21 protein-coding genes, 1 tRNA gene and 1 pseudogene are annotated in these 23,826 nt (G+C 50.3%); 11 read left to right on the forward strand and 12 right to left on the reverse strand.

The features are described 5' to 3' along the window. Positions 1-39: 39 nt before the first annotated feature. Genes tssF through tssE form a run of 4 tightly spaced genes read left to right on the forward strand, consistent with a single transcriptional unit; the run spans position 40 to position 3,797 of the window. Positions 40-1,803, forward strand: coding sequence for a type VI secretion system baseplate subunit TssF (gene tssF, locus AC2A1E_RS20835; protein WP_484385351.1), 1,764 nt, complete (start codon positions 40-42; stop codon positions 1,801-1,803). Continuing rightward, on the forward strand, positions 1,767-2,852 hold the full coding sequence (gene tssG / locus AC2A1E_RS20840; RefSeq protein WP_484385352.1) for a type VI secretion system baseplate subunit TssG: 1,086 nt from the start codon (positions 1,767-1,769) through the stop codon (positions 2,850-2,852). The genes tssF and tssG overlap by 37 nt, the downstream gene beginning before the upstream one ends. Next, positions 2,824-3,363 carry a type VI secretion system lipoprotein TssJ gene (tssJ, locus tag AC2A1E_RS20845; protein WP_484385353.1) on the forward strand — a complete coding sequence of 180 codons (540 nt, stop codon included), beginning with the start codon at positions 2,824-2,826 and terminating at the stop codon, positions 3,361-3,363. The genes tssG and tssJ overlap by 29 nt, the downstream gene beginning before the upstream one ends. Beyond that, positions 3,363-3,797: a type VI secretion system baseplate subunit TssE gene (tssE, locus tag AC2A1E_RS20850; RefSeq protein WP_484385354.1), complete on the forward strand. Its 435-nt coding sequence runs from the start codon at positions 3,363-3,365 to the stop codon at positions 3,795-3,797. Before tssJ ends, tssE begins: the two co-directional genes overlap by 1 nt. A gap of 252 nt (positions 3,798-4,049) precedes the next feature. Here tssE and AC2A1E_RS20855 read toward each other — a convergent pair whose 3' ends face one another. Continuing rightward, positions 4,050-4,349 carry a contractile injection system protein, VgrG/Pvc8 family gene (locus tag AC2A1E_RS20855; RefSeq protein WP_484385369.1) on the reverse strand — a complete coding sequence of 100 codons (300 nt, stop codon included), beginning with the start codon at positions 4,347-4,349 and terminating at the stop codon, positions 4,050-4,052. An 869-nt stretch (positions 4,350-5,218) separates the two neighbouring features. On the opposite strand from AC2A1E_RS20855, the gene AC2A1E_RS20860 reads away from it, so the two are divergent. Further along, positions 5,219-5,896, forward strand: a complete 678-nt coding sequence (locus AC2A1E_RS20860) for a helix-turn-helix transcriptional regulator (protein ID WP_484385355.1) — start codon at positions 5,219-5,221, stop codon at positions 5,894-5,896. Between the two features lie 13 nt (positions 5,897-5,909). Next, positions 5,910-7,223 carry a purine-cytosine permease family protein gene (locus AC2A1E_RS20865; protein WP_484385356.1) on the forward strand — a complete coding sequence of 438 codons (1,314 nt, stop codon included), beginning with the start codon at positions 5,910-5,912 and terminating at the stop codon, positions 7,221-7,223. A gap of 284 nt (positions 7,224-7,507) precedes the next feature. Here the strand turns inward: AC2A1E_RS20865 and AC2A1E_RS20870 are convergent. Then, positions 7,508-7,843: pseudogene (locus tag AC2A1E_RS20870) on the reverse strand (integrase core domain-containing protein); the annotation flags it as partial. Between AC2A1E_RS20870 and AC2A1E_RS20875 the strand changes: the two are divergent. After that, positions 7,823-8,437, forward strand: a complete 615-nt coding sequence (locus tag AC2A1E_RS20875) for a site-specific integrase (protein ID WP_484385357.1) — start codon at positions 7,823-7,825, stop codon at positions 8,435-8,437. The pseudogene AC2A1E_RS20870 and the gene AC2A1E_RS20875 overlap by 21 nt on opposite strands. 223 nt (positions 8,438-8,660) lie before the next feature. On the opposite strand, the gene AC2A1E_RS20880 is transcribed toward AC2A1E_RS20875, so the two are convergent. Then, positions 8,661-8,736, reverse strand: a tRNA-Phe gene (locus tag AC2A1E_RS20880). A 692-nt stretch (positions 8,737-9,428) separates the two neighbouring features. Here AC2A1E_RS20880 and speF point away from each other — a divergent pair. Beyond that, complete coding sequence (gene speF, locus AC2A1E_RS20885; protein ID WP_484385358.1) at positions 9,429-11,591, forward strand: ornithine decarboxylase SpeF; 2,163 nt, start codon at positions 9,429-9,431, stop codon at positions 11,589-11,591. Between the two features lie 53 nt (positions 11,592-11,644). On the opposite strand, the gene mltC is transcribed toward speF, so the two are convergent. From mltC to mutY, 3 genes are read right to left on the reverse strand one after another with little or no spacing between them, the layout of a single operon-like run. Continuing rightward, positions 11,645-12,721, reverse strand: a complete 1,077-nt coding sequence (mltC, locus tag AC2A1E_RS20890) for a membrane-bound lytic murein transglycosylase MltC (RefSeq protein ID WP_484385359.1) — start codon at positions 12,719-12,721, stop codon at positions 11,645-11,647. A 50-nt stretch (positions 12,722-12,771) separates the two neighbouring features. Continuing rightward, the gene (locus AC2A1E_RS20895; protein ID WP_459399922.1) at positions 12,772-13,044 is read right to left on the reverse strand and encodes an oxidative damage protection protein; all 273 of its coding nucleotides are present in this window, start codon (positions 13,042-13,044) and stop codon (positions 12,772-12,774) included. Continuing rightward, on the reverse strand, positions 13,041-14,141 hold the full coding sequence (mutY, locus tag AC2A1E_RS20900; RefSeq protein ID WP_484385360.1) for an A/G-specific adenine glycosylase: 1,101 nt from the start codon (positions 14,139-14,141) through the stop codon (positions 13,041-13,043). The genes AC2A1E_RS20895 and mutY overlap by 4 nt, the downstream gene beginning before the upstream one ends. A gap of 168 nt (positions 14,142-14,309) precedes the next feature. Between mutY and trmB the strand changes: the two genes are divergently transcribed. Together trmB and AC2A1E_RS20910 are read left to right on the forward strand one after the other, a co-directional pair. Then, positions 14,310-15,029: a tRNA (guanosine(46)-N7)-methyltransferase TrmB gene (gene trmB / locus AC2A1E_RS20905; protein WP_459399920.1), complete on the forward strand. Its 720-nt coding sequence runs from the start codon at positions 14,310-14,312 to the stop codon at positions 15,027-15,029. A gap of 214 nt (positions 15,030-15,243) precedes the next feature. Next, positions 15,244-16,548: a tyrosine-type recombinase/integrase gene (locus AC2A1E_RS20910; RefSeq protein ID WP_484385361.1), complete on the forward strand. Its 1,305-nt coding sequence runs from the start codon at positions 15,244-15,246 to the stop codon at positions 16,546-16,548. 146 nt (positions 16,549-16,694) lie between these two features. Here AC2A1E_RS20910 and AC2A1E_RS20915 read toward each other — a convergent pair whose 3' ends face one another. Genes AC2A1E_RS20915 through AC2A1E_RS20940 form a run of 6 tightly spaced genes read right to left on the reverse strand, consistent with a single transcriptional unit; the run spans position 16,695 to position 22,723 of the window. After that, positions 16,695-17,936 (reverse strand): MFS transporter, encoded by a 1,242-nt coding sequence (locus tag AC2A1E_RS20915; RefSeq protein WP_484385362.1) that lies wholly within the window; start codon positions 17,934-17,936, stop codon positions 16,695-16,697. A gap of 57 nt (positions 17,937-17,993) precedes the next feature. Then, complete coding sequence (locus AC2A1E_RS20920) at positions 17,994-19,250, reverse strand: ATP-grasp domain-containing protein (protein ID WP_484385363.1); 1,257 nt, start codon at positions 19,248-19,250, stop codon at positions 17,994-17,996. A gap of 35 nt (positions 19,251-19,285) precedes the next feature. Beyond that, positions 19,286-20,023: an SDR family NAD(P)-dependent oxidoreductase gene (locus tag AC2A1E_RS20925; protein ID WP_484385364.1), complete on the reverse strand. Its 738-nt coding sequence runs from the start codon at positions 20,021-20,023 to the stop codon at positions 19,286-19,288. After that, positions 20,011-20,751, reverse strand: a complete 741-nt coding sequence (gene hilB, locus AC2A1E_RS20930; RefSeq protein WP_484385365.1) for a 3(1)-hydroxy-L-isoleucine 4-dioxygenase HilB — start codon at positions 20,749-20,751, stop codon at positions 20,011-20,013. The genes AC2A1E_RS20925 and hilB overlap by 13 nt, the downstream gene beginning before the upstream one ends. A gap of 59 nt (positions 20,752-20,810) precedes the next feature. Continuing rightward, positions 20,811-21,701, reverse strand: coding sequence for an L-isoleucine 3(1)-dioxygenase (hilA, locus tag AC2A1E_RS20935; RefSeq protein WP_484385366.1), 891 nt, complete (start codon positions 21,699-21,701; stop codon positions 20,811-20,813). 50 nt (positions 21,702-21,751) lie between these two features. Further along, on the reverse strand, positions 21,752-22,723 hold the full coding sequence (locus AC2A1E_RS20940; protein WP_484385367.1) for an amino acid ABC transporter substrate-binding protein: 972 nt from the start codon (positions 22,721-22,723) through the stop codon (positions 21,752-21,754). Between the two features lie 115 nt (positions 22,724-22,838). Between AC2A1E_RS20940 and AC2A1E_RS20945 the strand changes: the two genes are divergently transcribed. Continuing rightward, positions 22,839-23,756, forward strand: a complete 918-nt coding sequence (locus tag AC2A1E_RS20945) for a LysR family transcriptional regulator (protein WP_484385368.1) — start codon at positions 22,839-22,841, stop codon at positions 23,754-23,756. The last annotated feature ends 70 nt before the right edge of the window (positions 23,757-23,826 follow it).

Genomic DNA, 23,826 nt, shown 5'->3' on the forward strand with positions numbered 1-23,826 from the left:
GTTTCCCTCTGCGCTATTGGCATAACAAACAAGAGAGCTATGGACGACTTAACCCTGCGTTATTTTGACGCCGAAATGCGTTACCTGCGCGAGGCGGGCGAAGAATTTGCCCGCGCGCATCCCGACCGGGCTGCCGGATTGAATCTGGATAAGGCCGGGGCCCGTGATCCTTATGTGGAACGCCTGTTTGAAGGCTTCGCCTTCCTGATGGGGCGCCTGCGGGAAAAACTTGATGACGACCTGCCGGAACTGACCGAAGGGCTGGTCAGCCTGCTGTGGCCACACTACCTGCGCACCATTCCTTCCCTGTCGATTGTGGAGTTCACCCCAGAATGGCAGGGCATGAAAGAGCGCATGGTGGTCAACAAAGGCTTTGAAGTGTTGTCCCGCCCTATCGGGGAGCGGGCGACGCGCTGCCGCTATACCACCACGCAGGATATTGAACTGCTACCACTCACCCTGAACCGCGCGGTGCTGGATACCGAACCGGATGGCCGCTCGGTGATCCGCCTGCGCTTTCACTGCGGTGAACTGGCCGACTGGAGCAGCATCAGTCTGCGCCATCTGCCGCTCTATTTCGATGCCGATGCGCCACTGGCCTGCGCCTTGCACGAAGCCTTCACCCTCAATACGGCCAAGCTGTGGATACGTCTGCCGGGCCAGGCTGACCGTCAGCCGCTGGATGCGTTCTTTGCCCCGCAGGGCTTTAGCGAGAACGATACCCTGTGGCCGAAAGGTGACAGCGCCTTCAGCGGTTATCAGTTGCTGTTGGAGTATTTCACCTTCCGCGAGAAATTCATGTTTGTCGCGCTGACCGGGTTGGACTCCGTGGAGCTACCGGCAGAGCTGGCCTGGTTTGAAATCGATGTGGTGTTGGATAAACGCTGGGAGCATGACTTCTCGTTCTCGGAAAAACACCTGCGCCTGCACTGTGTGCCGGTCATAAACCTGTTCCCGCTGGAGTCAGACCCGCTGTCACTCTCCTCGTTACAAACCGAATACCTGCTGCGCCCGATGCGCGTGCAGGACGGTTATACCGAGATTTACTCGGTGGACGCGGTGATTTCCTCCAAGCACTCCGGTCACCAGGTGTATGTGCCGTTCACCAGTTTCCGCCACAAGGGCGGCATGTTACGCCACGACGCACCGGAATATTACTACCATACGCGCGTCAAGCGCGGGCCGTCGGGCTTGCACGATACCTGGCTGATATTGGGCGGCGAGGCGTTTGATAACCACCTGGTGCCGGAGAATGAAAACCTGTCTCTGAGCCTGACCGGTACCAACGGGCAACTGCCGCGCAAATCGCTGCAAAGCACCGTGCTGGACACCGCAGTGAAATCCACGGGGGCCAATGTGCGGATACGTAACCTGTCTGCGCCGACGATGCCCTGTTACCCACCGAACCGTGACCGTTTCCACTGGCGGGTGCTGAGCCATCTGGGCAGCAGCTTCCTGTGGATGATGGACAGTGCCGACGTATTGCGCGGCACGCTGGCCCTGTACGACTGGACGGAAAGCGAAATGAACCGCCGTCGGCTGGAGGCTATCGTCGAGGTGAAGCACAGTGAGATTGAGCGCTTTGAACGTGGCTATCTGTTGCGCGGGGTGCATATCGAAATCACCCTCGACAGCAACGGCTTTGCCGGTACCGGGGATATCTGCCTGTTCGGTGAAATGCTTAGCCGTTTCTTTGCGCTGTATACCGACATTCACCTGTTTAATCGTCTGACCCTGATACTGCAACCGACAGGAGAGCGCCTGGAATGGGAAGAGAATCACACCCGCCGCATCCCCGGCTGACCGCCAGGCTGGAGCGGGACATCGGACGGATTAACTTCTACCGTTTCTGCCAGTTGCTGGAACAACCCGGCACGCCACCGCTCGGCAGCACCGCCAACCCGGCGGACGACCCGGTACGTTTTCGTCCGTGGCCCGGCATGGGGTTCCCGGTCAGCGAGTTGAAAGCGCTGGAAACGGATGCGGAACATCCAGACGCGCCACCCACCGTACGCACCACCTTTATGGGGCTGTATGGCGTCGACTCGCCGTTGCCCACCGCCTATATCGACGATATCACCCAGCAGCGAGAAGGGCATGAGGCGCTGGAAGGTTTCCTCGATATCTTCAACCACCGGTTCATGACGCAGTTTTACCGTATCTGGCGTAAGTATTCTTATCCGGCGACGTTTGAATCCGGCGGCAAAGACGCCACCTCACAAAGCCTGCTGGGGCTGATTGGTATGGGCATCCCCGGCACGCAGCAGCATTTTGCCACCCCTACGTCCCGTTTTCTGGCGTTGCTGGGGGTGATGCGCCAGCCGGGCAGAACCGCCGAAGGCGTTCAGGCGCTGGTGCGCTTGCTGGCGCCGGACACACAAGCGGAGGTAACGCCCCATTGCCTGCGTACGGTGCGCATTGATTCCCCGATGACCTTTAGCGACGAGGGGGCGAACTGGCTGGATGGCTACCAGGTACTGGGGGATGAAGCCACCGATGCCAACAGCCAACTGCTGATTTCCCTGCACACCGGGAACCGCGACGAGGCCCGTGACTGGCTGCCGGAAGGGGCGCTGTATGCGGATTTTCTGGTGCTGCTGCGGGTGTATCTGGGATGGCGTTACACCGCCCGTATTCAACTGACGGTGCCTACTCCGCTGCTGCCCGCCATGGTACTGGGCGAGGCGCCGATAAGGTTGGGGCTGACCGGGGTGCTGGGGCTGGATGACCAGAGTCCGTCGGACGATATGCCTGATTATTTTACTGTAGAACTGGGCCACTACCGTGGTATGGCCCCTGATAGGCCTCAAGAAGGAACGCGACGTGTTATTAACTACCGCCTGGAAAAATAAAATCGGTCTGGTTGCCTTGACCGTATTACTCAGCGGCTGCGGGCTGACGCAGACGGTGACGGACGGCACCGTGTCAGCGACCCAATCGCTGTTTTATAAGCAGGTGAAAGTCCTGCATCTGGATTTCACCGCCCGTGAAGCGCTGAACACCGACGCGCGTGAGGAAAATTCCGCCTCCGAGCCAGTGCTGGTGCGGGTGTATCAGTTGCGCGATGACAAGCTCCTTCAGAAAACGGTGTATCAGCAACTGGCGGGAGACGGGGAGGGGGCGCTGAAAGACGACCTGCTGGCCAGTCGCAGCGTGGTGGTCAAACCTGGCACCGCGGCCTCGTTGGACATGCCGATGGAAAAGGAGGCTAAATTTGTCGCCGTGGTTGGTCTGTTCCGTCATCCTGATATGGACAAAAACCACTGGCGTCTGCTCCTGACCCGCGAGGATTTAGACCCCGAAAAGCCGCGCACCATTGAGCTGAACAATAATGGCCTGACGCTGCGGGCGGAGAAAAAGTGATGCCCCATCGCCACTCGCCTTCACTGTATGAGCAACTGCTGGGCAACTTCGCCAGTGGCCTGGAACTGAACGCGGTCAGCGAAGAGGAGCAGGTCATCCTGTCGGTCCTCGACAACATGCAGCGCATTCTCAACTGTCGCGCGGGAACGCTCAGCCATTTGCCGGATTACGGCTTGCCGGACATGAGTAAAATCCTGCAGGGCATGCCCGGTACGGCGCATTCGCTGCTGGTTACCCTCTCCGATACCTTGCTGAAATATGAGCCACGCCTGAAAAGCCTGACCGTGGTGCTGCTGCCGCAAAATACGCCGGGGTATCTGGAATACGGCATCGATGCCGAGTTGAAGGGGCGCGGATTGGTCCGTTTCGGTACCGCGTTTATGCCGGAAGGCCAGGTCATTATCCGCCACTTGAAACAGCAGAACTACGTCTGAGTTTCCCTCGTAACATATCGCCTCAATGCTCCCTTAAAACCGGAGCGCTGCTCCATAATACCGTGCAGCATGATGGACTCAACTCACGGTGTTGCTTGGTTATCCGTAAGCATCCGGTGAACTCATATTGACATGCCCTATGAGATCGGCTTTAGGTTTCCCCGGGAAGCGCTCGTCAGGTGGTGAAGTACTGAGTAAGGTATTTTGCGCTTGCGACGCAGGAACTGAGTCAGTTGTGTGGGGGCTCTGAAGCTATGTGAGACGCAGGTTGCCGCTACAGAAGGTGTTCTCCGTTATGCTGATGATACTGTCATTCTGGTAGACTGCGTTCCCGGCCCCTTGGGTCAGTCTGGTCAGACGGTGTTCAAGGGTGACCACATAGCGGGTTTCATCAGCGGAGGTGCCACATTGGCGGAACTGGGTGATCACCCCCGGCAGAATACGGGGTTTGACCGATTCCCACGGCTTGCCGTCGGGGTACATCAGAAACAGGGTGGAATAGTTGATGATGGGGTGCGCGGGGATATCTTTGGTTGCGCTGGTAAATTCAATCTGTAACGCAGAATACTACTGCTGGCTTCAACGCCAGAAAATCTGAGGACCGAAATCCCGATGCCCGGCTGTTTGGACTCAAGGTTTGGGAAGCGCAGTTGATAATGGTTATGGATCGGTAATTTACTGTCAGCCAGAATGTAGTCCTGAATGCTCATTGTTCAATTCCCTTTAACACAACGCCATCGTCAGGGAACCGTTCACCAGAAGCTGACGTTATCGCTGTGACGTTAATCCATCGACTGAAATCCAGACCCGCCATTGTATAAAATTCAAGTGGTCTTGCCAGCTTTTTTAGCCAGCATAATTGTTTGGCTAGGCCGCATTTTTGCGCACGGATATGTCATAGGTACCAGAAAAATTGGGGGATTTTGGGCGCGCGCTCAGTAACGTGGTCACAGGTGCGCTTAGCAATACCGCGCAGATAAAGGATAAACCTGTATTTTTATGTAAGAAAAAACAGCCAGCGCTATAGCTTATGCCAATTGGGGGTCTTAAAGAGAGTCACGGCTGCGGAGCTGTCGTTCTCGCACCATAGGTGTACTATGCTCCACAATTCCGGGGGAGCCTATCCGGGTAACTGGCAGACTTACTTAACTCATATAACGTGTACTTTTTGGTAAAATTTTCCCTGGTGTTTTTTTATAATAAGAAAGAAATATAAAAGCAAAAGAATAATCTAATTTTGATATAGATTGATTCTCTGTTTCCCCACTGCACATGAGGGTTGATAACCCTCGAAATAACGATATAAATTTAGTCTATTCTTTCTTTTTAAAGTTAACATGAGTAAAAAATACTCATAACTCTGAAAAGACTTTTACTTTATGATGTCTTAACTATCTGGATGAAAAACTTGAGGGCGAGTCATGGCATACCATGTGAAGCAGGGTTTGGAAGATCTAATACCTTTATTAGAAATGATTGATACCCCTTGGGCAATCAGGGATGACAGCTTTTTGAATGTTTATATGAATGAAGCTGCACTGCGTTACAACACGATACCTAAGGGATTTGATATTGCTGGCCGACATGACGCGGAGATCCCGGTAGGCTGGAGTGAGTTTGCCGACCAGTACCAGGCCCAGGATGAAAAAGTGATTGATAAGCAGCAGTCTATTTCTATTATCGAAACCTATCATTGGTACGGTGAAAGCAATTTGACGCCCTATGTCTGTGATAAGCATCCGGTCTATCTTGAGGACAACGTCATTGGGACAGTATGGAGTTCGGTACCCTTCAAACTGTTTACGCCACTTGAGTATGTGGACAACAAACAGGGTAGATTTGTCAGCAGCATCCCCCCCACCGATATTTTCACCTCGGCAGAACTTCGTATCGTTTTTTTCCTCATTAATAAAAACTCCGCCAAACAGATAGCCAAACGTTTATCTCTGGCTGAAAGAACCATTCAAAATCATATTGCCGCCATCTATCAAAAAGCCGGTGTCTCATCGCTCGGTCAATTTCTGGAGTATTCGACCAATACCGGTCTGGACTGTTATTTACCCGAAGAGTTTGTTTTCAGGGGCACCAAGTACATTTAAGGATGATGAAGTTATGTCGGAAGGAAATCAACGCGATGAATATGCACTGAAACGTGTACCACTGAATAAACGGTTGCCATTTTGGGGGGTAGCCCTGGTTCACGCAGGGATGCTCACCGCACTTGACCAGTTTATGCTGGGAGCGGCTCTGGGGCACGGTATGTCGGTGCTTGATGCCTATATTGCTATTGGTATTGCCAGCGTCATCTGTGGCCTTATTACGTACGGCATGGGGCTGGCAGGGATGCGGGAAGGGATGTCATGTAGTCTACTTTCCCGATGGTGCGGTTTTGGTCGCATTGGCTCCGCGTTCATTGGCATTATGATAGCCATCAGCCTGATGGGATGGTTCGGCGTTCAGACCGCTATCTTCGGCAAATCACTGGATTTTGCCATGGGCCACCGTTTGGGTTTTAACACGTCCGTGGCGATTGTGGGTATCGGGCTGACCATTTTGGTGGCTATCGGTTTCAAAGCACTGCGTTTTATTGCCCGAATCGGTGTACCGGTGTTTATCGTGGGCATTTGTTATGTCTCCTGGCTCGCCTTGTCAAATCAGGATATCTCCGCACTGTTACAAAGCAAGCCGGGGGGCGAGGTTATCAGCATTGGCGGCGCCATCACCATCATCATTGGTGCCTATATTCTTGCCGCGTTACAAACACCGGATATCGCTCGGTATGTCAGTAACAGGAAACAGGTACTGGGGATGACGGTACTCACTATTTTCGCGGGAGAATTCGTCCTCAACGGATTGGCCATTGCCCTTGCTCGAGCATTAAATGTATCTGATGTGGTGTCGATTATGTCGATGGCGGCCGGAGGGGTCGGGTTAACCATTGCGATATTTTCAACCCTGCGGATCAATGACCTGAATCTCTACTGCTCTTCATTAGGCCTGGCGAATGCAATTGAGTCTGTTTTTGGCATCAAAATAAACTATATCTTTACGACGTTGGTGATTGGCACCATAGGGACAACGTTGTCGATCCTTGGCATTCTGGACCGCTTTATTGGGTTCCTGGAACTGATGGGCATTGTATTTCCCCCTATCGTGGGCATCATGCTGGTTGAATACTTTGTTATCCGAACCTACCGCAAGGCATTGGATGAGTCCCGCGCTTCGGGGCAACTTCCCGGTTCTGAAAGTACGCCTGCAATCGGTTGGACGGCCATTGCCGCCTGTGCAATGGGGGCAGCGGTGGGTTTTTTGGTAGAAGCAGGCATTCCGGCACTCAACTCTTTGGTTGTCGCCAGCGTATTTTATGGGGCTGCCAAAGTTATCGTAAGAAAGAAACGTCCACTTGTCTGTCAGACGGGAACCTGATGATGAGGTAAAAATCCCCGTTATTCGGATAAGCACAATCAGGCAACTGGCTGTGCTTATCCGCGACCAGGCCAACTGTTTTACCTGAATCACCAGCATGGCTGTTTGGTGCTCAAGGTCGAGCACTTCCAGCCTGTCTCTCATTTGTACACAGTCCGCCGATAATTTGGAGCTGAATATCGTCACGGTAATCGCCAGGGTATCGTGGATCACACAGGTAAACTCGCCGCTGTAATGGACCTCTAATGCTGAGGCTATACGGGTGCCTGACGAGAGTGTAGTGGTCAACTAATTTTGGCCACATGACCTGACTGTTCGTAGAACAGTCGCTCAGATTCATTTGGCGTTAAGCCGCCGTTATACCCGTGGGGGCGAAGAACGCTGTAGTAACCCGTGATGTAGCGGATTATGGATGATTGTGCTTCTGCCAGATCCCCGTAGCCTGTCGTCGATACCCATTCACTCTTCAGACTGCGGAAGAACCGCTCCATCGGGCTGTTAGCCCAGCAGTTGCCTTTGCGGCTTACGCTCTGTGTTATCCGATAGCGCCACAGCAGCTGGCGGAACTTATGGCTGGTATAGTGGCTACCCTGATCACTATGGAACAACACCGGGAAAGGGAACATTTGTTTGCGCAATCCCATGCGCTGGGGGGCCGTGCCAATGCTTGCTACCCGGTTTGGTTTTGGTTGGCTGTACTGGACACCTTAAGTTATACCGGGATGCGTCAGAATCAACTGCTGCATGTGCGTCTGTGCGATGTCAATCTGGAAGAACGCTGGATAGATGTGATTGCTGCCGGTTCAAAGAACCATCGGGAATTTTGTGTCCCTATCACATCACAGCTGCTGCCCCGACTGGAAGAGCTGGTGATGCGCTCACAGGAGGCAGGGATCGAACCCGATGAACAGCTTTTTAACGTTAACCGTTTTGACCTGAGACGCAAGGTGCTGCGGAGCGAAGAGGGACTTGAGCGGATGGGTATCTACCCCATACGGACTTTTTTCCGTCGCATCTCCAGGGAGTGCCGGTTTGTTGTCAGCCCACACCGTTTTCGGCACACGGTGGCGACTAATCTAATGAAATCACTGGATCGCAATATCCAGGCCGTCAAGCGCCTGCTGGGGCATTCCAGTTTACGTTCTACGTTGGAGTATATTGATGAGGATGTGGACAGCTTGCGGGATATTCTGGAGCAAGAATTCAAGCGGTAATCGTATCTTCTTGACACCATTTGACATTTGAAGGCGAAAACTATAAAAGATGTAAACAAAAAAGCCCACTTGTGCGAACAAGTGGGCTTTTCAGGAGCCTTTATTTAACAATCGCATCCAAGTAGTAGGGCTACGTGGTGGAACTACAGCGTGTTAACGGTGACTCGCTTTCGAACCCGTCATTTTTTCATCCTGAATGAATGACAAGCGCTTCTGAATTTGATGGTGCCCGGACTCGGAATCGAACCAAGGACACGGGGATTTTCAATCCCCTGCTCTACCGACTGAGCTATCCGGGCAACGGGGCGCATTAAACCGTATTTGTCCGTATCTCGTCAATCGCTTTCTGTCACAAACCCGATCGGTTGCTCTATTTTCATTCAGTCCGTGGAGGCATTATGTCGACATGAGACAAATAGATATGCAATAAAATCGTGTATTTATATAATCCTGTTTTCAGGGTTTTATTTTTATTGTATTAAATTACAATGTGTTACCATTAATTCCATCCCAGGATGAACCTCGTAATAGTTACTTGAACCTCATAAAAAAACGTGCAATCATTGCGCGAATTTTGCTGTCCATCTATCGCACAATGGTGATCACGTTCATCAAAATCAGAGGGTTACAGGCATGACTGGTTTCGTTATTCAAGCATTGCTGTGCGCCAGACATCTGATGATGCTGTTATCCCGCCGTCGTTATTCCCGAATAATACTCCCGCGATTGCCGCTGCACACTATGCGGTAAGGCCACCTTATGCTCGCTGTTAGGCATTATTAAAAATAGAGCTAATGCTCTGATTTTACTGATGTCTATCGGTCGCTGCCGATCCCAGCCCTCGATAGCTGCCTGATGTTGATCCGCATCAGCCGACCCTGCTTGCGCCTCATGCTGCAACACCGTGCATCACTTTGCCGGGATAACCTTGGTTATCTCATTATGTGCCCTACGGCACACCCTCATCCTTAACCGTTTGAGAGTCAGCACTATGAAAGAATTGAAAATAGCAACAAGTGCCAGCCTGGTTGCCAGCATCGAAACCCTGCGCCAGATTGTCCGCGTGGAACAAACCGACTATACCGATGTGGCGGCGGCTGTGGTGTCCGTTGAGGACGTGAATGCCGGCATTCTCGAAACGCTTAAGACGACCGGTTTTGGCATCCCGACGTTTGTTGCTGTGGAAGGGGATGAACATCTTTCCCCGGATTACCTGCCGTTGATTAGCGGCGTGTTTGCGCTTGCTGCGGCAACCAAAGCGTTTTATATGGCACAGTTGGAAGCTGCCGCTGATGCTTACGAACAGGCGCTCCTGCCACCGTTTTTCAAAACGCTGAAAACCTATGTGGAAATGGAAAATTCGACCTTCGCTTGCCCAGGACACCAAGGTGGTGAGTTCTTCCGTAAGCATCCGGCAGGGCGCAAGTTTTTTGAATTCTATGGTGAGAAGATTTTCCGCTCTGACATGTGCAATGCCGATGTGAAGCTTGGCGATCTGCTAATCCACGAAGGCTCGGCGAAAGATGCACAAAAGCATGCTGCCAAAGTGTTCAATGCCGACAAAACCTACTTTGTCCTGAACGGCACCTCGGCGGCCAATAAAGTGGTGACCAACGCGCTGCTGACGCGCGGCGATCTGGTGCTGTTCGATCGTAACAACCATAAATCTAACCATCACGGTGCGTTGATCCAGGCCGGAGCGACGCCGGTGTATCTGGAAACCGCGCGCAACCCGTTTGGCTTTATTGGCGGGATCGACTCCCGCTGTTTTGATGAGCGCTACCTGCGTGAGCAAATCCGTGACATCGCGCCAGAAAAAGCCAATACGGCACGGCCTTTCCGTCTGGCGATCATCCAGCTTGGCACCTATGACGGCACGATCTATAACGCCCGCCAGGTGATCGACACCATCGGCCACCTGTGCGATTACATCCTGTTTGATTCTGCCTGGGTGGGTTACGAAGGGTTTATCCCGATGCTGAAAGAGTGCTCGCCGCTGCTGCTGGAGTTGGATGAGCTCGATCCCGGCATTTTTGTCACTCAGTCAGTACATAAACAGCAGGCCGGGTTCTCGCAGACTTCGCAGATCCATAAGAAAGACGATCATATTAAAGGCCAAAAACGCCACTGCAATCACAAGCATCTCAACAATGCGTTTATGTTGCATGCGTCGACCAGCCCGTTCTACCCGCTGTTTGCTGCGCTGGACGTTAACGCAAAAATGCACGCCGGGGCCGCTGGCCGCCGCATGTGGATGGAGTGCGTCAAGCTGGGGATTGAAACGCGCAAACAGTTGCTGGCACGCTGTACGCAGTTGAAACCCTTTATTCCGCAGCAGGTGGCTGGCAAAGACTGGCAGGATTACGAGACTGATCTTATCGCTAACGATGCGCGTTTCTTTAACTTTGTGCCGGGCGAGAAATGGCACGGATTTGAGGGCTATGAGCAGGATCAGTATCTGGTGGATCCTTGCAAATTGCTGCTGACCACGCCGGGCATTGATGCTGCAACGGGGCAATACACCGAGTTCGGCGTACCGGCCACCATTCTGGCCAACTTCCTGCGTGAGAACGGCATTGTGCCGGAAAAGTGCGATCTTAACTCGATCCTGTTCCTGCTGACCCCGGCGGAAAACCCGGCCAAGATGGATAACCTGGTGGATATGCTGGTGCAGTTCGAGCGCTACATTGAGCAGGATGCGCCGTTGAGCGAGGTTTTGCCGACGGTGTACCGCAAGAACGAGCAGCGTTACCGAGGTTATACCATCCGGCAATTGTGCCAGGAGATGCACGATCTGTACGTCAGCTTCGACGTGAAGCAACTGCAAAAAGAGATGTTCCGTCAGGATCACTTCCCGCCGGTGGTGATGAACCCGCAGGATGCCAACGTGGAGTTTATCCGCGACAACGTCGAACTGGTGCCTATCGGCCAGGCGGAAGGGCGTATTGCGGCGGAAGGTGCGTTGCCGTATCCACCGGGTGTGCTGTGTGTGGTGCCGGGGGAAGTGTGGGGCGGGGCGGTTCAGCGCTATTTCTTGGCGCTGGAAGAGGGCATCAACCGCTTACCGGGTTTTTCTCCTGAGTTGCAGGGCGTGTATATCGAGAAGAAAGATCACGGCTGGAAGCGCATTTTCGGCTATATGATCAAGCAGTAAAACAGCAGGGCCGATGAGATTACGCATCGGCCCTGATGGTTTATGGTACCAGGTTATTTACGGCGATAACTCTTCTGCGCGTTATTCACCTTCACCAGATAGCGGCGCGATTCACTCGCTGGATGCTTGGTGGTCAGCGTTTGATAAATATCACCCGGCTGCATGCCGTTGATAATCGTCACCGCCTTAGCTTTGTCGCTGTGGAACACCCGCAGTACACTGCCTGCACCGCCGTTGTAAGCGGTGATTACCGCATAGCGACGTGAGGTCGGGTTCTGAATTCCGCCCAGATAGTTGTTCTGCAGAATGGCCAGATACGCGGTACCGGTATCGATATTATTTTCTGGATCAAATAGATAGCTGCGGCTTGGTGTGCCCCATTTACCTTTCATCTGGAACACGTCTTTACCGGCGGTATGTTGCACCACTTGCATCAGGCCCAGCGCATCGGAACCGCTCACCGCGTACGGGTTAAAGCTGGATTCGGTCTGCATGATAGCCAGGATCAGCGATTCTTCAATCCCGTACTTCTCAGAGGCTTTACGTACCATCGGCAGGTATTTATGCGCGCGTTTATCCAGGTGGTTAGGCACCAGTTGGATGGTGACCGAGGTAATCACATGCAGGCCGGAGGTACGCTTTTGCAGGCGGGTTTGCAGCAGGTAATCGGCGAAATGCGCCGCACGCCATTCCCAGCGGATCGGTTGACCGTTGTTATCCAGCACCTGGCCGTACAGGAACGGCTCTTTACTGATCTGGATATCGTTGACGTCGGAATAAAGGTCGATAGACCCCGGATCGTCACCCATCAGCAAGGTGCTGATAATCGCCTGGCGCAGATGGCTGGCAGGATCGGTAGTGGCAATGGTTTCGACCGTGATGGTGCCCGAATCAAAGTTGATGTGGCTACGGGTCTGATATTGATCGGTATATTTAACGTAATCTTTTGGCCCAGCGATCAAGACCTCTTTCAGGCCCCAGATATTCTCAATGTTGTGGGCAAACTGACCCATCAGAATTTCGAAGCCGTTGGTATCTTTGACCAAGGCCTCGCTGACTTCTTCACTTTTTTGGCCGGAACAGGAGATCAGCAAAGGCGCTATGACTAGCAAAGCTAAAATTTTCTTCATTTTAAAGCCGTCTACGAGATCAAAAGGGCCAGGGCCTGGCCCGGAAAATATTATTCGCTTGGCGGTGTGTAACCTTCGATATGAACGTCATGCCCTTCGAACAGAAAACGGATCATCTCTGCCTCCAGCAGTTTGCGGTCATCAAGGTTCATCATGTTGAGTTTTTTCTCGTTGATCAGCATGGTCTGCTTTTTCATCCATTCGCCCCAGGCCTCTTTGGAGATCTCGTTGAAAATACGCTTGCCGACGTCACCTGGATAGAGCTGAAAGTCCTGCCCTTCGGCATCGCGCTGTAGGAAGGTACAAAAAATGGTTCTGCTCATGCTAATTCCTCGTCAATGGCGCTGTTGCCAAATAAACCTTGTTGGATCGGTGGCTGCTTCGCCAGTTGTTGCAACAGGCGTTCGACCGGGGCGGCCAACCCGACCGATGGCGGCTGCGCTAAGTTATACCAGAGACCGGCACCCTCATCCATGGCGCTGGTGGCTTTGTCGATATTCAGCCACATAGGCACAATATCCAAGTGGAAATGGCTGAAGGTGTGGCGGAAAGCGGTCAGTTGCTCCAGGTGGTTACCCTTCAGGCCGCGTTGTTGCAGCCAGAACTCCAAGTCGATGCGGGTACTGAACTGTGGGAAACAGAACAGGCCGCCCCACAGCCCGCTGCCGGGACGCTGCTCCAGCCAAACGCCGTCGCCGTGTTGCAGTAATAAAAAGTAGGCGGTTTTTTCCGGCAATGTCTGTTTGGGCTTTTTGCCCGGATACTTGGCCCAACTGCTGTTGCCGTTGGCGATGCAGCCGGTATTGAGTGGGCATAAATCGCATTTCGGTTTGGAGCGGGTGCAGACCATTGCTCCCAGATCCATCATCGCCTGGTTGAACTGGCCCACGCCTTGCGCGGGTGTTACCTCTTCACTGATCTGCCAGAGGCGGTTTTCCACCTCTTTTTTGCCCGGCCAGCCTTCAATGGCGTAGCAGCGGGCCAGCACGCGTTTTACGTTGCCGTCGAGGATCGGGTAATGTTGCCCCAGCGCCAGAGATAGAATCGCACCGGCGGTTGAGCGGCCTACACCGGGCAGATCGACGATTTCTGCAAAGGTTGTCGGGAACTCACCGCAGTGCTGTGCGACAATAGTCTGAGCCGCTTTGTGCAGGTTTCTGGCGCGGGCGTAGTAACCCAGCCCGGTCCACAGATGCAATACTTCATCCAGCGGCGCTTCGGCGAGTGCGCGCACGTTCGGAAAACGTGCCATAAATCGCTGAAAATAAGGAATAACGGTGGCAACCTGAGTTTGTTGCAACATTACCTCAGAGAGCCATACTTGATAAGGCGTTTTATCGATTTGCCACGGCAGCGTTTTGCGGCCATAGCGCTGGTACCAGTCAAGCACCACGTGCGAGAACTGTTGCGCTTGCATCATTAGCGGGTTTCGCTCTTCGGCTGATATTTGATGCGCGATTCCAGCATAGTGTGAGAGTGCTGTAAACCGTAACTTTCCTTAGCCGCACAGGATGAATGCTTGCTAAACCAGGGTATCTTTGCATAATGCGCGTTTCCCTAACTGGCAGCCAAACAGACAGAAAGCACTATGATTAATGACGTCATCTCTCCAGAATTTGATGAGAACGGCCGCGCGATGCGCCGTATTCGCAGTTTTGTTCGCCGCCAGGGGCGGCTGACCAAAGGCCAGCAGTATGCGTTGGACCACTATTGGCCGGTGATGGGCGTGGAATATCAGGCTGAACCTGTTGATATCTCCACCCTGTTCGGGCGCGAAGCGCCAACCGTGCTGGAGATCGGTTTTGGCATGGGGGCCTCGCTGGTGACCATGGCGGGCCATAACCCGCAGCAGAACTTCTTGGGGATTGAAGTCCATTCGCCGGGCGTTGGTGCCTGCCTGGCGGACGCCCACGAAGCCGAATTGAGCAACCTGCGGATCATGTGCCATGACGCGGTAGAAGTGCTACAGAACATGATCCCGGATGCTTCACTGGACATGGTGCAGCTGTTCTTCCCGGATCCGTGGCACAAAGCGCGCCACAACAAACGCCGCATCGTACAGACGCCATTTGTTGAACTGGTGCTGAGTAAATTAAAAGTGGGTGGCGTGTTCCATATGGCCACCGACTGGCAACCCTATGCGGAACACATGCTGGAAGTGATGAACGGCAGTGCAGGATATCGTAATCTTTCCGAGAGCAATGATTACGTGCCGCGCCCAGAATCACGCCCGGTAACGAAGTTTGAATTACGTGGCCAGCGTCTGGGACATGGCGTTTGGGATCTTATGTTTGAGAGGGTGGAATAATGGCTAATTATTGTTTCCAATATGATTTTTTGTAATGAAAGCAATAAGGCGTTATCCTTATTTAATTGATTTATAAGTTTATTTTACGGGGTTTGGTGTTTCTTGATGTCTCATCAAATCCCACTGAAAACCACTGAATCCTACATTTTATTGTAGGTCAAAATGTAGTTTGCAAGCTTGTCTATGGTATAATGTGTGTCATACAGCAGTGACCATGCATGGAGCCAGTCAGGTGGAAAAAACAGAGAAAAAGCCACTCTCAACCAAAGCCATTGAAGCAATGAAACCCGGTGACAAAGACAAAGCTGATACTGGTGAAAACCGGGGATTGCGGCTCACTTGTGGCGCTACCGGCATTAAAACTTTCTTCTACCGCTACACCAGTCCCCTTACTCACAAACTCACCCAAGTTAAGATCGGTCACTTCCCTAACATCTCTCTGGCACAGGCTCGCGCTGAGCTACAAGCGCTTAAGCAGGTAAAGAATGAAGGTCGCTGTCCTGCCAGTGAACTAAAAGTTGAAAAACAACAAAAGCAGCAGGCTGAGTTAGAAAAACAGCAAGCGGTCTTTACCGTTCGAGATTTGGTGGAACTGTACCTCACTCAACGCATTGAAGATCGCAAAGGGAAAGACGGAAAAATTATTCAAGGAGCGCGGAAAGTTGGAGGACAGTACATGTGCCGACGTATGATGACTCGTGATATTGTTGATAAGATCGGTGACCGTGCTGCTCTTGATATTACCCGAAAGGATGTTATTGCTCTCGTTATGGTGGCTGTTGAACGTGGGGCAAACACATTGGCGGGTAATGTATTGCGTGAACTTTGTGCCGCTTACGAGTTTGCTCTCGGTCTTGGGAAGCTAGACGACAATTTTGCTAACCCAGCGCTGCTGGCGAAAGCTAGTCTTGCACAGACAAAAATGAGGCTCACTTCTACGCCGGGTAAGCGTGTTTTATCCGAAAACGAATTAGCGCAAATGCTTTATTGGTTACCTAGTTCGGCTTATCCAGCAAATGCCAAGAATATCTTACGGCTAACATTGTGGACAGGATGCCGTACTGGGGAAATATGTAATATGGCATGGAAGGATGTTAATTTTGATAAGGGTACAGTTCACTTACGTGAAACCAAAAGTGAGAGTGAGCGCCATGTGCAGTTATCGCAGCAAGCAGGTCAGTTTCTCCAATCGCTTTACACAGAAAAAGAGCAATTTGTTTTCCCTTCACGATTAACTCATAGACCTGTTCAGCAATCTTCGTTAAGTCTTTTTGCCAGCAAGTTACGTAAAAAAGGCAAGATGATCGATATTCCGCTTTGGACACCGCACGACCTACGCCGAACCGTGCGCACTGGCTTGGCACGTCTTGGGTGCCCCAGTGAAGTCGCAGAAGCTGTTTTAGGCCATTCCCGCAAGGGTATCGAAGGCACTTACGATCTTTACCGCTACGAGGCTGAGTGTAAGGTTTGGCTGCAAAAATGGGCGGATTATCTCGATACATTGACTGAGCAAAAGTGATTGCATGAGCCAAGTTTAATCTTGATTCAGATATCAGGAAATATTCGGCGAAAGGAAAGTCTTATATGCTGCGCTATGTCGCTCCAAGTCCCACGCAATCAAAGCACTTATGTAAAAACGGCAGGGCACACCCTGCCATAAGAGAATTAATTTGAAACATCAGCAGTGATAACTGGCGGGAGCCAACTACTGTAACCAAAAGCGCGACGCCCCAATATAATTAACGTTAGGCCTAGTATTAGCGCCGCAACTAAAATGATGGCGATGATTTGTAGTGGCATAAAACTGCCAGAGAGTAGTGATACCAATGCACCACTTGCTGGTACTGAACTCATGTTCATTAGGCCAATCAACCCCATGGTTTTACCCAAATGCTCCTTAGGGATCACTTGGCTGCGCACCGTGCGCAGGTAAACACTGAACGATCCGTCAAAAGCCATCAACACCGCATATCCGATCAGGTACATGGTGTAATCTACAGACATGGACATAACCGCACCAGCTAGGATCATGGCACAGAAGGAGAAGGTTCCTAACGATGACAGACCAAAGCGACTGGCAAATCGCGGTACAAAGAAGAACATAACAATGCTCACGATTGCCGCAGTGGTCTGCAACATGCCGAAGTAACGATCTGGCAGGTTAAACTCCTTTAAAATCACGGCTGCACTGACCACCAGTGCCGCACCATACACAAGGTTCACCACCCAGGTTAACGCACAGAGATGCAGCAGGATTTTATTTTTCTTCAATACTTCGAGCGCAGTACGATTAGACTCTATGAGGGTGCTAAATCCTATCTTTTCGGTGACGTTCAGATCGTGTGTTTCTAGGAAAAGATAGTTAATTGCAGAAATGGCAAACAACACTGCTGCCACGACCAGGATGCTGTCAATACCACCGTAAGCCGAAATCGCTACTGCTATTGCTGGGCCCAGTACCATGGTTATCTGATCAACGCCTTGCAGCATCGAGTTGGCTTTAGGCAGTGCTTCGGCCGAGAGATGACGCGGCATCAGCGCATCAGTGGCAACAAAGTTGAGCACGTACGCAACTGATAGCAATGCCATCATAGCCGCCAGTACTGGAAAAGTGGCCTTTGGATACCAGTACAATGTCAAAAAGGCAACCACCATCAGCACTGCACGCCCTGCATCCACGTTGAAGAATATAAAACGCGGTTTAATGCGGTCCGCCATAAAGCCAGATAATGGGAAAAAGATGATACGGGGTAGCCACTCAATGACAAAAGCCAACGAAGAAAGTGTGAGTGAGCCAGTGGCTTTCAGAATCGCCAGTGGAACAGCAAAGAGCAAAAACTGATCGCACAGTGCTCCCACAAAGCGGGAAAAGACGAAACGTTTTAAACCAAAGTTGTCATCGTTCATGAAACCCTCTCAATCCTGTTTCAGGAGTAGCCTGTGCGGTAGTATTTAGTTCTGGAATCAAGCCTGACGCAGTGTAAACAATGAAACTGCGTACTCATCTGCAGTTTGCAGATGTTCACTGAAACCCTCTTGGGGCTTGCGATTCGGCCAGAAAAACTCTACTGACCCTTCACGGGTTTTCCATGACTCCAACTTTTTCGACACATCTAGAGGTTTTGCAGTTACCTGCATGTTAACAATATAATCAGGCAGATTGGTGGGTAGCGTCACTTTCTCAATCACCCCAAGCGGTGCTTTGATAAAAGCCACCGCGCTCAAGCCTTTTGGCATCAAAGTCTCTGGTAGCGGCTTCAGAGTTTCCAAGTGGCTATGTATGTGAAGCTCATAAGGGTTTATGCCATAGCTGCGTTCTACAAGGTCCATAATAGTATCGCCACCAGTACGGGCACCGACTTCAATGATCTTAATCTCGCCGGTTGGGGTGAGGCGGGCTTCAAAATGTGCCACACCATAATGGATGCCTAATGCAGCACAAGCACGTTCGGCAATGTTACGTAATTGCACATTGTCTGAGTGCACCGAAGGAATACTATGGCCTATCTCAACGAAGTGCGGCTCATCTCCGAGATACTTGTCAGTGACGGCAATAGCGCGATGATAATCACCTTGGTTGATCACTTCGACACTGACTTCCTGCCATGCAGGGATATACTCCTCTACCTGGAACAAATCTTCCGGCGCGTGAGACTCGCCGTTTAGTGAAATTACGTCGGCAACACTACGGAAAAAGCTCGGCTCTATTTCCTCTTCGCGGGTAATTTTCAGTACACCCAAACTACCTGCCATTTCACGCGGTTTGATCACCACGGGCAGACCAATTTCTTTGATGCAAATTTTCAGTTCCTCTAGGGTACTGAAAGCGGCAAAGCGTGGCACTGGTAATCCGGCTTTTTGCAACAATTGCTTCATCACAAATTTATCACGGCATCTATGAATAGTTTCACGACTGTTGCCTGCCAGACCATAGTATTCAGTTACTAGGCTGGCGGCACGCACAGTGAAGTCGTTCATCGGGATTGCTGCTGCTGGGGTAGAGCCAGTTTTTTGTTCGTAGGCTTTGACAGCTTCCAATACCGCCTGTTCATCCGCTACATCGCCCGGTAAATAATCGTCGAAGAACTTAATGGTAGCTGTGGTACGATTTTTAGCCATCGTTAATACACGCATTCCACCTGAGGCTCGCAGTGCTCCTGCTAGTACTCGTTCGCGCAGTGCAAACTCACCCCCTAAAATTAAAATGTAACGATTTTCCATATATTATCTCCGGTATTATAGTGTGGCTCGTATGATTAAAGATCTTTACCTAATGTCCAACCGCCATCGATCACCAGCGTAGAGCCGGTGACAAAGCGTGCTTGCCGTGAGGTGAGATAGAGAGCTGCATCAGCGACATCACATGTCTCTCCCAGAACAGGTAGAAACTGCCCACGTTGGATTTTCTCTAATTGTGTTGGATTGTGGTAATAGGGTTCTGTGAGTGGCGTGCGAATTACTCCGGGTGCAATGGCGTTGACCCTGATATGGTGTTTCCCATACTCCAGCGCTAACTGTTTGGTGAGTCCAATTACGGCATGCTTCGATGACACATAGGCGGTACGGTCAGGTTCGCCCATCAACCCAGAAACTGAAGCCATGTTGACCATATTGCCGGGACATTGCAGGTGCACTAGTTGTTGGCAAAAAGCGCGACCAGCAACGAAACTCGCGGTGACGTTCAGGGCAAATACCTTTTCCCACTGCTCCAAAGTTAAATCGGCAATATGGCAGATCTCACGGGTGCCAGCGCAGTTGATCAGCACGTTATTAGTATTCCCATATTCTGCCATTTCAAAGAGAGCAGCTAGGCGTGGTGAGTCGGTAATATCTAATTGATGGTGCTGATAGGATGACTCCTTTTCTTCAAAGACTGAAGGTGAGCGGTCAATGCCAACAACTTGATACCCTTCAGCTAGGAATGCGCTAACCAGTGCGCGGCCAATACCACTGGATGCACCAGTAATGAAGGCTTTGTGTGTCAGACTGTGCATATATCACTCCCTTCATTATTCTGGAAGGTAATCAGTATTATATCGCGCTGCGCCACGCCGCTGTTCTCACGCGCCCCAACAGGGGTGACAGCGTGAAATTTGTCGTGATTTACCACCAATGTGTCAAAAAGATGTTCAAGGCGTAGTACACGTTCGATACAGCGTGGGTGGCTGGCAATCAGGTTGTCTCCGCCCAGCATGTTCGGTGAAGCGTTAATCATGTGAACAAACACTACATCCTCATCGTCTTTATGTAACCATACAGGGGAGCTATAAGCTGGCGCGCCGATTTCTGCCTGATAACGGAAAAGATGAATACCAATGCTCAGATTTTCCAACGGCCCGATGCGCCCGTAAGCTTCTATTAGGCGGAAATCCTCTATTAGCAGAGTTTGCAATAGTCGATTTCTGGTGATATTTTCTGACAATAGCGGGTAGTCGCGAACAATATCGCCGGTATCAGGGTTATATGCTTTTGTTTGCTTGTATGGAGTAAATTTCCCGAACAGTAATTGCCCCTCATCATTACGCTGACATTGGGCATAACCCCGCCAGCGACTCCCAGGGGAATAAGGATCAAGTGTTAAGGTATCGTAGCCTTTCTTAAATATTTCCAACTCATTTATAAAAAAGTCTTTATCTTCAAACCGCATATCTTTAATAGACTTATAATACTCACCAGGAATAAAGGCGTAGCCATTGCTGGAAAGTTGCTCTGCATATTCCATAATCCATGCTTCCAGTTTTAAACAAGAATAAAAAACTCTTCAGGATTTAAATAGCTGGACTAGGTCCAGTAAACAACTTTGCGGTCGTTCAATTTTCCAATAAAGCGCCCTGCAGTAAGTCGACTCCCTTCACTTACGCTACTAACACCGTGTAGATGGCAGGCATTCATAAAGTAAATGTCTCCTGCGTTAAGTTGCACTGACATTGACTCAATGCCCTCCAATAGATGTGGTGGGTAAGGATAGCCAGTACGGACAACACCTAAGCGTTCACGACATTCGTCATCTGGAATCAGGTTCCAGATTTTCAGTTGGCCACCGTCTTTAGCTGCCTCGAGGCATACATTATAAGCCGTAACTGTTTGGGTGTTGGCTATCTCAAAATCATCCTCACGAGCAAAATCAATCTGAGCCATATCTTCGTGCGGCATCAAGGACATCACGCCATTATCCAACCAACGGCGGAATGTAGCGAAGCAAGCATAACCATTTTTAAAACGCGCCGGGCCAAAGTGGATACCTTGCTCTAAAAAGCCAGCTTCCAGTGTACGATTGAGAAACAGAGATTCGTTGCCATATTCATCTGTCACCGCCATCAGATCGGCAACATTTTGATTTACAGAGTTGACCTCTCGAATGTACTGCTCACCATTACGAGAAAATTGTGTAGCACCTACCTGATTAGTCAACACGAAACCATCATGTGGACGATTTCCACCATTCTCCATCACCACACGATTAAACTTATCAGCCACGTGGCGACACACTTCCTTTCTAGCATGATTACGAATAATATAAAGTATATTCCCATTGCAATGCCCATTGAGGATAATATCCCTCACAATAGGAAAATTAATTTTTCCGTCTATTGACTCTAAGTAACCAAAGTCAGGTTTAGATAAGCCAGTTAATTCCATTTTTTTTATTTCTACAGGTGATACTTTATCCATAATACTACCTTTAAAATTTTATAATAGTTAAAAAACACAAGAGAATAGTCTTAGATAAATAGTGGTGACCAGAGCATACCTCCTTTCGCCCATGGCTTATTATCCCGTCGAGGTTGTTTTAATGAGGAGTGTTTACCCAAATGTCGTTCAAAAATATCACCATAATTTCCGATCTGACGAATAATATCTCGAATGAAACTCGGTTGCAGGCCCAAATTCTGACAGAGAGCCGCGTCTGGGTATAGGAATGTACGCAGGTAACCTGTAGGGTTATCGCTCTTTTCATGGATATTAATGCTATTGAGGCCAAGGTTTTCAGCCTCAATTAACGCACGCATTACCCAGCGTACAGCAGTATGCCACTGTGGATCCTGCGCATTGGTGGCAGGGGCCATTGCTTCCAGTGAGATGCGGTCATCCAGAATCAGGTGCTGCTCTCTATTCGTCAATTGCACGTGCTCACCAGCCAAAAGGTAACTGTCAAGACAATAGATATCGCACTCTCCAGCTTGGTAAGATTGACGCGCCTGCTGTGGTGAATTAAACAAAATGATTTCACAGGACAAATTCAGTGTTGCAAAATAACGAGTGAGGTTCTCTTCAGTGGTTGAACCCCGCATTGCGGCAATGCGACGCTGGCGCGTAAACTGAGCCCGCGGTGTGGTTTCCGTCATGTTGTTGCGTGAGGTCATCAGCACTTCACCATCAAACAGCATTGGATGAACAAAGCTGACACCAAACTCGGCTTCGCGCTGGAAGGTAACACTTGAGTTAAACGTTCCCAGATCAATCACGCCATCACGTAATGCATTAAAGCGATCTGCCGATTGCAGTGGGATAAAATGAATTTTGCCGCTGTCACCGAGCACCGCTATTGCCACCGCGCTTGCGAGGTCTATATCAAATCCCTCCCAACAGTTACGGGTCGTGTCACGCTGTGAAAATCCTTTAAATCCTAAACTAACTCCAACATTTAATACATCATGCTGCTTAATACGGTTTAATACGGATTTTTCAAACATGGATAGCCTATTAACTAATTAAAAAAATGAATTTTTTAGGTGTGTAGCCCTTTGTTGAACATCATACTATTCAGTGATAGTTTGACTAGAGAATTGATAAGCAAAAGAGCTATGCGTGAAGAACATAAATGAGTTAACGGAAGTCCTCCCGAGCTTGATACTTTTTGTTCAAGTTGTTGAAAAAGGTAGTTTTTCATCTGCCGGGCGTGCTCTATCCATGACACCATCCTCCGTCAGCAGAATGATCGACCGTTTAGAGAAACGCCTGAATCTGATCCTGTTTACCCGTACCACCCGTACGCTGGCGATCACCGAAGCTGGGCAGGAAATATTTCATCAGGCGTTAACTGTCATTGCCGCTACGAATACACTATTTTCACAGGCTGACAGTTACAGTGATAAGCCAAAAGGATTACTGCGTATTACAGCTCCAAATACTTTGGGGAAAATTCTGCTTACCCCGTTTCTCCCTAGTTTTTTACGTCGCTATTCTGAGATTAATATCGAGTTGAATCTCTCTGATCGGGTGGTGAATCTAATGCATGACACCTATGACCTTGCTTTACGTGTTACGGATGCCCCGCCGGTCAATATGGTGGCACGCGCGCTGATGCCAATTGATTACACATTAGTCTGCGCTCAAGAATATGATCAATCGTTGCCGGAGACTCCTAATCATCTTAGTCAACACAATATTTTCTTTCCTAATGATCCGCAGTTTCGTGGTGAGTGGCGTTTCTGGCTAAATGATCAAATGGAAAGCGTACTACTCACTCCTCGATTGGTGATCAATAGCAGTGATGCAATGATTGATGCTATATTGCAGGGCATAGGTATAGCGCTGATTCCGACGTTTATTACTGATAGTTATCTACTGAACGGTCGCCTAAAACGCGTGCTGCCAGAATGGCGTATTGAGAATACAATACCGATGACAACCTATGCTATCACCTTACCGAATCGTCTGTTGCCACTGAAAACTCGGGTGTTTATTGACGATTTTATGTCATGGTTGAAAACAAGAACGGAATAGTAACTCGTTTATAGCGCTTAGTGGTAGTGAAGTTGTGCCTATATTTACGAGACATAGGGTCATCCTTAAG

Source organism: Serratia sp. HNCC26DJ206 (genome assembly GCF_057180605.1).